At 32.1% G+C, this 11,727-nt stretch carries 7 protein-coding genes; 1 reads left to right on the forward strand and 6 read right to left on the reverse strand.

Features of this window, described 5'->3' with window-relative positions; all coding sequences use genetic code 11:
* Positions 1-149: 149 nt before the first annotated feature.
* From amrA to ACX0KU_RS02425, 5 genes are all read right to left on the reverse strand, one after another.
* On the reverse strand, positions 150-1,559 hold the full coding sequence (amrA, locus tag ACX0KU_RS02405) for an AmmeMemoRadiSam system protein A (protein WP_472991332.1): 1,410 nt from the start codon (positions 1,557-1,559) through the stop codon (positions 150-152).
* A gap of 98 nt (positions 1,560-1,657) precedes the next feature.
* On the reverse strand, positions 1,658-3,094 hold the full coding sequence (locus ACX0KU_RS02410; protein ID WP_472991333.1) for a glutamate synthase subunit beta: 1,437 nt from the start codon (positions 3,092-3,094) through the stop codon (positions 1,658-1,660).
* A gap of 13 nt (positions 3,095-3,107) precedes the next feature.
* On the reverse strand, positions 3,108-7,628 hold the full coding sequence (gene gltB, locus ACX0KU_RS02415) for a glutamate synthase large subunit (protein ID WP_472991334.1): 4,521 nt from the start codon (positions 7,626-7,628) through the stop codon (positions 3,108-3,110).
* 298 nt (positions 7,629-7,926) lie between these two features.
* A complete protein-coding gene (locus tag ACX0KU_RS02420) occupies positions 7,927-8,118 on the reverse strand; it encodes a hypothetical protein (RefSeq protein WP_472991335.1) in 192 nt (63 codons plus the stop codon).
* A gap of 21 nt (positions 8,119-8,139) precedes the next feature.
* Positions 8,140-8,343: an H-type small acid-soluble spore protein gene (locus ACX0KU_RS02425; protein WP_472991336.1), complete on the reverse strand. Its 204-nt coding sequence runs from the start codon at positions 8,341-8,343 to the stop codon at positions 8,140-8,142.
* Between the two features lie 156 nt (positions 8,344-8,499).
* Between ACX0KU_RS02425 and ACX0KU_RS02430 the strand changes: the two genes are divergently transcribed.
* The gene (locus ACX0KU_RS02430) at positions 8,500-9,219 is read left to right on the forward strand and encodes a LysM peptidoglycan-binding domain-containing protein (protein ID WP_472991337.1); all 720 of its coding nucleotides are present in this window, start codon (positions 8,500-8,502) and stop codon (positions 9,217-9,219) included.
* Between the two features lie 56 nt (positions 9,220-9,275).
* Here the strand turns inward: ACX0KU_RS02430 and ACX0KU_RS02435 are convergent, their stop codons facing one another.
* Complete coding sequence (locus ACX0KU_RS02435) at positions 9,276-11,708, reverse strand: glycogen/starch/alpha-glucan phosphorylase (protein WP_472991338.1); 2,433 nt, start codon at positions 11,706-11,708, stop codon at positions 9,276-9,278.
* Between the last annotated feature and the right edge of the window lie 19 nt (positions 11,709-11,727).

Raw genomic sequence — 11,727 nt, forward strand, 5'->3', positions numbered from 1 at the left:
AGTTAAGCTTTCCCCCTGTCTTTAGTTACGCATATACTCACCTATTAAACGGCTTACTATAATTATACTATCTACCTTAATTTTACAAAAGCTTTTTTTGAAACAAGTTCTTAATTCAAGTGAAAATTAAATCCCCTATTTCTAGGGGATTAACATTTAGCACCTCTTCTGGATACTTCAAATTTTTCTATAGCGTACTCTTCATACTTATCTATTCCTGCCTTTTCTAGAGCTATTGCCAATTGATCTTCTACAGTGTCTATACCCTCAAGGTTTGGTAGTAAAACTCCACTTCTTGAATCAGCTTTTACTATAATTCCATATCTTTTAGGATCTAATTCTTCTCTCGATGCACTTATTGGGGGCATCAATACATCTATTGAGTACTCTAAATCCTCTAACTCCTCAACATCTACAGGTGCAAACCGTGGGTCCCCAACTCCTGCTCCTACAGCATTTCTTATTATCTCTCTAGCAATGCAATCTGTTGCTGGAAATATAGTACCTATACATCCTCGAAGCTCTCCTTCTTTTTTTATGGATACAAATACACCACGTCTTTCATTAAGCATCTTTTCATTAAGTACAGGTACCTTCATATACTCTCCAGTTTTTACATAATGCTCAAGACTTTCTCTAGCTAGCTTTGCATATACATCTTCACAAGCCCTTACTTTTTCTATTTCTTCTTTTTTTAACTTAGTTATACTGTTTAGAAGTTGTCTATTTTCATCTATTTTAGTATCAAATCTCATAACTCCATATCCAATGCCAAAAGGTCCCTCATAAGATAAGAGTTCACCCTTTACCCCATATCCGTCCATAGATCCAAGAAGTATATAGAAAGATCTTAAACCACATTCACCTGCTCCTTTTACAAGCTTTCTATCTAATCCAAATACTCCGAGTATATCTCCATCTCTTAATAACTCAGTAATCTTTTTATCAAATTTTTTACCATTTTCATCAATACCATAAGGACTCTTTGCACTTAATTTATGAGATAAATCACCACTAGCAATTATAACTACCCTTTTATTACTATCTTTTACAGCTTCTTTTACAACCATGCCAAAAGTATATAGTTGCTCTTTAGAAAGTAGTCCATAGGTTATATGTACTAGATTATATTCTTTATATTGCTCATTTATAAAGTATAATGGCACCATACTTCCATGGTCTAATTCTGAAGAGATTCCGTATTGTTGCATAGAAGCTTCATCTACAGGTACTAATATTATATCTTTACTAATTGATTTCTCTCTAATACTTTCTGTTAAGGAAGTATCTATTGAAATATTAAATTCTACTTCTGGAGCATTGAAACTTTCTAGACTTCCTTTTATAGACTCCGAAGTTGCTACTGATAAAGCATCACTAAATAAGGGTCCATGTGGTGTTATAATAATTATAGTATCTGGTTTTAGCTTTGATATCTCTTCTCCAATTTTCTTGCAAGCATCACTTGTTGCCTTTATTTTTTCTTCTTCTTCCTTTCCAACCTCTTTTATAAGAATAGGTGGATGAGGCATTATGTAGTGTCCTAAAATTGTTCCCATAAAAGCACCTCCTATATATTATTCTTTACCACATGTTATTTAAATATCAAAAAAAGATTACCTATCAATAACCATGATAGATAATCTTCAAATAAATTTTAACCTTTAAGGAATGTGTCTCCCATTAAATACTTATCAACATTTTTAGCAACTTCTCTTCCGCCATGTATCGCTTTTACAACTAGAGACTGTCCTGTACTCATATCTCCTGCTGAAAAAACTTTATTTATGCTTGTCATTCCTTCTTCGTTAGTCTTTACATTGCCTCTTTCATCAATTTCTACTTCTAAGTCTTTTAACAATCCTTCATGCTTAGGATGTAGGAATCCCATAGCTAAGAAAATTAAATCTGCATCTATTTTAAATTCGCTATTTGGTACTTCTACCATATTCATTCTGCCACTTTCATCTGTAGTCCACTCTACTCTAGCAGCTATAAGCTCACTAACTTTACCTTCTTTTTCAACAACCTTCTTAGTAACTATATTCCATTCTCTCTCACAACCTTCTTCATGTGAGGTAGAAGTCTTTAGTGTTCTAGGATATGTTGGCCAAGGCATAGTGTCATCTCTTTCTACTGGTGGCTTAGGCATTATTTCAAATTGATATACCTTTTTAGCTCCCTGTCTAACAGCAGTTCCTACACAATCTGAACCCGTATCTCCTCCACCTATAACTACTACAGTCTTATCCTTAGCATCTATATTTTCTTCTTTGAACTTTTCACCTGATACTTTCTTATTTTGTTGAGAGAGATACTCCATAGCAAAATGAATTCCTTTAAACTCTCTTCCTTCCATTTTTAAATCTCTCGGAACACTAGAACCACCTGTAAGTACAATAGAATCATATGAATCTAAAAGTTCTTGCCCTGTAATATCTTGACCTACATCAATACCTGTCTTGAAATTCACGCCTTCTTCTTCCATAACTTTAATTCTTCTATCTACTATATGCTTTTCTAGTTTAAAATCTGGAATACCATATCTTAATAGGCCTCCTAATTTTTCATCCTTTTCAAATACAGTTACCTCATGGCCAGCATAATTTAACTCTGCTGCAGCTGCAAGTCCTGATGGTCCTGAACCTACTACAGCTATCTTTTTACCTGTTCTTACTCTTGGAGTATTGGCTTTAACCCAGCCCTCTTTAAAGGCTCTTTCTATTATAGACAACTCAACTTCTCTTACAGATACTGACTTTCTATTTATACCTAGAGTGCAGGCTGCCTCACATAGTGCCGGACAAACTCTTCCAGTAAATTCCGGAAAATTATTTGTTAGAGAGAGCCTTTTATAAGCCTTCTCCCATTCATCTCTATAGATCATATCGTTCCAATCCGGAACGATATTTCCTAGTGTACATCCCCAGTTACAGAAGGGTGTCCCACAGTTCATACATCTAGACGCTTGCTCACTTATTTCTTCTGAAGTAAGTGGGATATATACTTCTTTATAATCCTTAATTCTCTCTTCTACTTCTCTTTTATTATAATTTTTTCTATCAAACTCTTTAAATCCAGTTAATTTTCCCACAGTAACACCCCCCTTACTCAGATACCTTTATAGATTTTTTATTTTTGTATAATATAGCTTTATATGCACTTGGAATTATCCTTCTAAATTTAGTCTTGTATTCATCCCAATTTTCTAAAATATTTTTAGCCTTTTCGCTATTTGTATTCTCATAGTGTTGTTCTATAAGTTTAAGAACAGTATCTTCATCTTCTTTATCTTGTAGATCTTCAATCTCTAACATTTCTTCAGTACACTTATCAGTAATGCAAGAATCTTCATCTAGTACAAATGCAATACCTCCACTCATACCTGCTCCAAAGTTTCTACCTGTCTTACCTATTACTAGTACTGTTCCCCCTGTCATGTATTCACAACAGTGATCTCCAACACCTTCTACTACTGCTGTTGCTCCACTATTTCTTACAGCAAAACGCTCTCCTACAGATCCATTTACATACAGTTGACCATCACAAGCACCATAAAGTATTGTGTTACCTGCAATTGAATTTTCTTCTGCTTTAAAGCTACTCTTTTCAAGAACTTTAAGTATTATTTTTGCTCCTGAAAGTCCCTTTCCTACATAGTCATTCGCATCTCCTTCAAGAACTAGGGTAAGTCCACTTGCTCCGAATGCTCCAAAACTTTGTCCTGCTGATCCTTTAAAATTAAATACTATAGTATCTTCTGGTAATCCTGCTTCACCATAAGCTTTAGCGATTTTTCCGCTTAGCATTGCACCTACAGTTCTATCTACATTTTTAATTTCAAAGCTACCTCTAACAAGTTTTCCACTATCTAGAGCTGGACTAGCAACTTGTATTAAATGATGATCCATAGCAGTTTCAATTCCATGATCCTGAGCAGTTACACAATAAGGCTTAATTCTCTTAGGCATATCTGGCTTAAATAATATATTTGAAAGATCTAATCCATTAGCTTTCCAGTGATCTACTGCTTCTTGAACTTCTATTTTATCTACTCTTCCAATCATTTCATTCATTGTTCTAAAACCAAGCTGAGCCATGTATTCTCTAACTTCTTCAGCTATAAATGTAAAGAAGTTAATTATATGCTCTGGCTTACCTTTAAAGCATTGTTTAAGGTCTGAATCTTGTGTTGCAATACCCATATCACAAGTATTACAATGGCATTTACGAAGTAGTGTACATCCTAAAATTACAAGAGCTGTTGTTGCAAATCCAAATTCTTCAGCACCAAGTAATGCTGCTACAACTACGTCTTTACCTGTTTTTAACTGACCATCAGTTTGTAGTCTTACTCTGCTTCTTAGATTGTTAAGCATTAATACTTGGTGAGTTTCTGATAAACCTATCTCCCATGGTATTCCTGCATGTCTTATAGAAGACAATGGTGCCGCTCCTGTTCCACCGTCATGTCCACTTATTAATATTACATCTGCATGTGCCTTAGCAACTCCTGCAGCTACTGTTCCAACTCCAGCCTCAGCAACTAGCTTTACACTTACTCTACTGCTTGGATTTACAGACTTTAAGTCATAAATAAGTTGTGCTAAATCCTCAATAGAATAGATATCGTGGTGAGGTGGTGGTGATATTAAGTCTATACCTGGAGTTGAATGTCTCATCTTAGCGATATACTCATCAACCTTTTTACCTGGTAGATGTCCACCTTCTCCTGGTTTTGCACCTTGTGCTACTTTAATTTGTAATTCATCTGCATTAACTAGATAGTTAGCCGTAACTCCAAAACGTGCTGAAGCCACCTGCTTTATAGCACTTCTCTTACTATCTCCATTACTATCTATCTTGAATCTTACTTTATCTTCTCCGCCTTCTCCGGAATTACTTCTTCCTCCAAGTCTATTCATTGCAATTGCAATAGTCTCATGGGCATCTCTACTTATTGAGCCTAAAGACATAGCCCCTGTACAGAATCTTTTAACTATTTCACTTACTGGCTCTACTTCTTCTATTGGAATGCTATTTCCATTCTTTAAGTTAAATAGTCCTCTTATAGTACATCGATTCTTACTTTGATCATTAATAAGACTGGCATATTCCTTATAAACCTTGTAATTATTACTACTAGTAGCAGCTTGAAGCTTGTAGATACTCTCTGGATTAAATAAATGGAATTCTCCATCTTTTCTCCAAGAATATAATCCACCTACCTCAAGTTCATTAACAGGCTTTCTTAATTTGTTATAGGCACTAGTGTGTCTAATTAACACTTCCTTAGCTATAACCTCTTCTCCAATTCCACCTATTCTTGAAGTAGTGCCTTCAAAGTATTTATTTATAAACTCTTCATTTAAACCAAGAGCTTCAAAAATCTGTGCTCCATGATAACTTTGAATTGTACAAATTCCCATTTTTGATAATATTTTAAGAAGTCCCTTGCTTATTGCATTTATATAGTTATTAACTGCTTTTGATTTATCTATATCTTTTATTTCTTTTTCATCTACTAGATTTTCTATACTTTCAATAGCTAAATATGGATTTATAGCAGATGCACCATATCCAATAAGTAAAGCAAAATGTGTTGTCTCTCTAGCTTCCCCAGTCTCTACAATTAAAGAAACCTTAGTTCTTGTTTTTTCCTTAATTAAAAATTGGTGAACAGCTGATAATGCAAGCAAGCTTGGAATAGCTGCTTCATAACTATCTACAGTTTTATCACTTAGAACTAGTATATTATATCCTTCTTTAATTCTTTTTGAAGCTCTGTCACATATTAGATTAAGAGCTTCCTTAAAGCCTTCTATTCCGCTATCAGCTTTAAAAGTTATAGGTATTGTAGTTGATTTAAAGTTATTATCTCTTATACCTTTTATCTTGCTTATATTTTCATTTGATAAAATTGGTTTTTCTATTTCTATAAAGGAGCTATCTGAAATTTTCTTTGCAAGTATATTCTGTTGAGGTCCTATATAATTCATAAGAGACATTACTATACCTTCTCTTATAGGATCTATTGGTGGATTTGTTACCTGAGCAAATAGCTGTCTAAAATATGAAAATAACAGTTGTGGTTTATTAGATAATACAGCTATTGGTGTATCATTTCCCATAGAACCAATAGGCTCTTTACCAACCTCAGCCATATACTTCAAAATAACATCTCTATCTTCTAATGTATATCCAAAAGCTTGTTGCTTTTCTTTTAAAGTTTCTGGATTAATTGTAGATGACTCTTTAACGCCTTCAAAATCATTAAGAGTAAGTCTCTTATTATTTATTACATCTTTATAAGATTCATCTCCACAAACTAATTTAGAAAGTTCTTCTCCTTCAATTATTTTTCCAAGAGTAGTATCTACTAAAAGCATCTTACCTGGTTCTAATCTACCCTTTTTAACGATTTCCTCTGGATTAAATTGAAGAACTCCAAGCTCTGATGCCATAACCATAAATCCACTCTTAGTTATTACATACTTAGCTGGTCTTAAACCATTTCTATCAAGAGTAGCACCTATTTTTTCTCCATCTGTAAAAAATACAGCAGCAGGGCCATCCCAAGGTTCAACTAAAGATCCATGATATTCATAGAATGCTTTTTCTTCCTCAGACATAAATTCATTATTCTTCCATGCTTCTGGTATTAACATTCTCATTGCATGTATATTACTTCTTCCATCCATTTTTAGAAGTTCAAATACATTATCTAATGATGCTGAGTCACTTCCATTAGGTGTTATGATTGGAAATAATTTAGATAATTCATCTCCAAAAGTTTCAGACTTTAATACTCCCTCTCTTGCATTCATCCAGTTTCTATTTCCTCTTATGGTATTTATTTCACCATTATGAGCTAGAAATCTGAAAGGTTGTGCTAAATCCCAAGTTGGGAATGTATTAGTACTAAATCTTTGATGTACTAAACCTATAGCAGTTTTAAAGTTTATGTCATTTAAATCAAGATAAAATCCACTTATTTGTTCCGCAAGAAGTAATCCTTTATAAACTATTGTTTTACGCGAAAGACTACATATATAAAAATACTCTGTATTTCTTTTTACAAGTTTTTTAATTTCACTTTCCGTTCTCTTTCTTATGATATATAATTTTCTTTCAAACTCTTCAACACTACAATCTAGTCTACTAATAAATAATTGTCTTATTATTGGCTCTGTTCCTTTTGCAGTCTCACCAATTCCTCTGTTATCAGTAGGAACATCTCTCCAGCCTAGTAGTTTTTGTCCTTCTTCTTCAACTATTCGTTCAAATATTCCTTCACACTGATGTCTTAATGCAGGTTCCTTTGGTAAAAATGTCATACCTACCGCATATTCCCCATACTTTGGAAGTTCAATACCCAAATTATCACAGCTTATCCTAAAAAACTCATCTGGTATTTGAAACATTACACCCGCGCCATCTCCTGTCTTAGGATCAGAACCAACTGCTCCTCTATGAGTTAAGTTAACTAAAACCTGTAATGCTTTTTTAACTAGACCATGAGTCTTTTCACCCTTAACATTTACAACAAATCCTACTCCACAATTATCCTTTTCAAACTGTGGATCATATAGCCCCTGCTTTTCAGGTAATCCTACTCTATATTCCATAATCTTCCCCCCAATTATAAAATTACGTCTCATCACAATAAAGATTTGTCTTATATTATATATATTTTTTTGCAACTTTTCAATAATAAAATTTCATTTATGCAGCTTTTTTTTAATAATTAACTATATTATACTACATATAGTTGATAATTGCTCATTAAATATAGTATTTTTTTGATAAAGTTAAAAATTTATTATTGGAAATGAGCTTAAGCCTGTCCCTCTCTTGCTTGTAGTTGTTATTTTATCTAAAAAACCCTCAAAGTTGTTAATTTCTTACAACAACTTTGAGGGTATGTTAATTCTCCTGCATATCATTATATATTTTGTTCGCAATTCCTTTGAATTCATAAAAACTTCCTGGAACTCTATTTACACTTTTCACTAAATTATTATTTTCATCATAAATTTCAATATTACCTTTTGTTTCGTTAGATACAAATAAATAATTTTCAATTTTATATTCGTAAACATCTCTTCTTATATACATATAAATAAGTTACTCCTAGAATTAATGATTGACTTTCCCTACTATTTCTTTTGTATTTACTAATTCTTTTAAATAAACTCCCATTACTTTTTGAGTTTTTAATACTCTAACTTGTGCTGTCTCTGTATTGTTTTCTACCTCTTCAATCCAAACTGGTTCTCCTTTATAAACAACTGTTATTTTATCTGGACTAATCATAACTTCATGTGCTTCATGTAAATCCATAATTTTACCTCCTAAAATTCTTATAATATTAGAATTTCTCCAATTTTAAATAAAAGTATGTAAATTATTTTATAAAAATTTATTATACCAAGTTTAAAATCCAAATATTGGTCAAGAATAAAAATATATCACATATTGGAAAGGAGTATTAAACACATGAAATCAAAAATTAAAAAAACTCTTATAATAATTTCTTCTGCAATAGTACTATTTCTTGGAGTATTTTTTATGACAAGGAGCCTAAACAACTTAATAGAAGGTTCACAAAATGAAAAAGAAATAAGTATTGAGGACAATTCTTCAAAAACAGCTACTAAAAAATCAGACAGTCTAGATAATGCTACTTCTAAAATAGAAAATAACAACAAAAATATAGTAATTAATAAAGAGGAACCTGATAAGGTTCAGGCTACTAATACCCAAACTACTGATAAGTATACTGATTATATAGTAAAAGAAGGAGATACTCTATTTAGTATCGCAAGAAACGTTATCCCTTGGAGAAGTCAAGATGAGGCTGTGAAAATTTTAGAAACAATGAATAATCTAAAGAATAGAGAAGTAATATCTGTTGGTAGCCGTTTAATGGTTCCAGTCAATACTATTGATGCAACTGGTTGCACAAAATATACTGTAAAATCTGGTGAAAGTCTTTATACTATTGCCGAGAATTTTTTCCCTGATATGAATATAGCAAAAGCTGTAGACACAATTATGAAAAAGAATAACATAAATGACCCTAATTTACTTAGCGTTGGTTTAGAAATTTATATACCTAATGATGAACTAACTTCAGTTAACTCTAACTCTATTGATAATACAAAAACATCTGAAGCTGATGAAGACGTCGATAGTGACTATACAGATGAAGAATAATATTTAAATAAAATAAACTGCTACGAGATATATGTAGCAGTTTATTTTATTTGGCTTTATTTAATTTTTACAGATTTTGTATGCCAAATTTCATTAGCATAGTTTAGAATTGTATTATCACTAGAAAAACTTCCAGAGTGAGCAATATTAACTATAGACATTTCTTGCCACTTATCTTTTTTCCTGTAAAGATAATCTATTTTTTCTTGAGCCTTAACATAAGAATTAAAGTCTTTAAATACAAAATATTCATCATTTCTATCCATAAGATGATTATATATATTTTTAAACTCTGCACTTGGGGCCCCAAAATGCCCACTTACTATTTGATCTACTATTCTATGAATTCTACTATCACTACTATATAATTCTTGCGACCAGTAGCCTCCATATTTTTCATAATTCATAACCTCTTCTGCGGTTAAACCAAAGGTTACTATATTGTCTTCCCCCACCACATCTCTTATTTCAACATTTGCTCCATCTAATGTGGCTACAGTAATTGCTCCATTCATCATAAACTTCATGTTTCCTGTTCCTGAAGCTTCTTTTGATGCAGTTGAAATTTGCTCACTTACTTCAGCACAAGGAATTATTTTTTCTGCAAGAGATACTCTATAATTTTCTAAAAATACTACCTTTAACTTATCGCCTATACTTTTATCATTATTTATTACTTCTCCTACAGTATTTATGAACTTTATCACTTCTTTAGCTAAAAAGTAACTTGGAGAAGCTTTTGCTGCAAAAAAGAAGGTTCGAGGGACTATATCTAAGTTTGGATTTTCCTTAAGCTGATTGTAAAGATAAATTATATGAAATAAATTTAGTAATTGCCTTTTATAAGCATGAAGTCTTTTAACTTGAACATCAAATATAGATTGTGGATTTATTAAAATTCCATAACTATCTCTTATCTGCATTGCAAACTTCTCTTTATTTTGTTGTTTTATATTATATATTCTGTCCATAAAATTTTGGTCTTTACTATACTTTATAAGGTCTATAAGCTCTTTTGGCTCATTTATCCATCTCTCACCTATAGCTTCATTTATTGATAGGGCAAGTTTTGGATTTGATTGAAGTAACCATCTTCTATGAGTTATTCCATTGGTTTTATTATTAAATTTATGTGGGTATAACTCACAAAAATCTTTTAATTCCCTATTCTTTAATATTTCTGTATGAAGCTGCGCTACTCCATTTACTGAATGTCCTCCCACAATAGCTAAGTTAGCCATTCTTACTTGATTGTCTCTTATTATAGACATTTTATTTAATTTTTCTTGATCATTATGATATTTCTTTAATAATATCTCGTTAAATCTTCTGTCTATCTCTTCAACAATCATATGAACTCTTGGGAGTAGTTCTCTAAACAAATCTACTGGCCACTTTTCAAGAGCTTCTGCCATAATGGTATGATTTGTATAAGATATAGTTTTTATTGTAATATCCCAAGCCTCTTCCCAATTTAACTCTTCATCATCTATAAGTATTCTCATAAGCTCTGGAACTGCTAGAGACGGATGAGTGTCATTAATATGAATAGCTACATATTTATATAAATCTTTAATAGATTTCTTCTTTTTATAATTTCTAATTATACTTTGTATTCCTGCACTTACAAAAAAGTACTGTTGCTTTAATCTCAAAATCCTGCCTTCTACTCTTGAATCATCTGGATATAAAACTTGTGAAATAGACTCTACTGACGACTTATATTCTACAGCTTTTGAATAATTGCCAGTCTTAAAGAATGAAAAATCTAATTCTCTGTCTTTGTCTAAGATTTCTGCACTCCAAAGCCTTAAATTATTTACTGTATTGTTCTTATAACCTATGACTGGTGTGTCATATGGTACAGCTTTAACTGCTGAATAATCTTCATGTATAAAGTTCAATCTGCCATTTAAATTTATTGGTCTTATGCTTCCTCCAAATTTTACAATGACAGCCTTATCTTCTTTTTTAGTTTCCCATATATTACCTTCTTTTAGCCAATTATCTGGTATCTCTACTTGATATCCATTAACAATTTTCTGTTCAAAAAGACCATAATTATACCTAATTCCACAACCATGACCTGGTATTCCTTGCGAAGCCATAGAATCTAGAAAACATGCCGCTAATCTTCCAAGACCTCCATTTCCAAGTCCTGCATCTAGCTCTGCCCCCTCAAGATCACTTATATCTATCCCCAGCTCACTTAAAGCCTCTTCACTTTCTTTTTCTATTCCTAAATTTAATAGGTTACTTCTTAGCAATCTTCCTATTAGAAATTCCATTGAAAAGTAGTAAACTTGTTTGTCGCCTTCTCTCATATATTGCTTATTTGTTTTCAACCAATTCTCTGCACAATATTCCTTTATTAAACTTCCAAAGGCTAAATACATATGCAACATAGTAGTATCTTGAATTTCCTCTGAAAACATGGTAATAAGCTTTTTTAAAAAATCTTTCTTTATTGTCTCTTTATCTAGAATCATTACTTCACCTCCGCAATAA

Source organism: Clostridium sp. X (assembly GCF_055755365.1).

Coding starts and splice junctions, on each gene's coding strand:
- gltB (WP_472991334.1), bottom strand. CDS start 7,628: ATGGAATATAGAGTAGGATTACCTGAAAAGCAGGGGCTATATGATCCA.
- ACX0KU_RS02430 (WP_472991337.1), top strand. CDS start 8,500: ATGAAATCAAAAATTAAAAAAACTCTTATAATAATTTCTTCTGCAATA.
- amrA (WP_472991332.1), bottom strand. CDS start 1,559: ATGGGAACAATTTTAGGACACTACATAATGCCTCATCCACCTATTCTT.
- ACX0KU_RS02420 (WP_472991335.1), bottom strand. CDS start 8,118: ATGTATATAAGAAGAGATGTTTACGAATATAAAATTGAAAATTATTTA.
- ACX0KU_RS02435 (WP_472991338.1), bottom strand. CDS start 11,708: ATGATTCTAGATAAAGAGACAATAAAGAAAGATTTTTTAAAAAAGCTT.
- ACX0KU_RS02425 (WP_472991336.1), bottom strand. CDS start 8,343: ATGGATTTACATGAAGCACATGAAGTTATGATTAGTCCAGATAAAATA.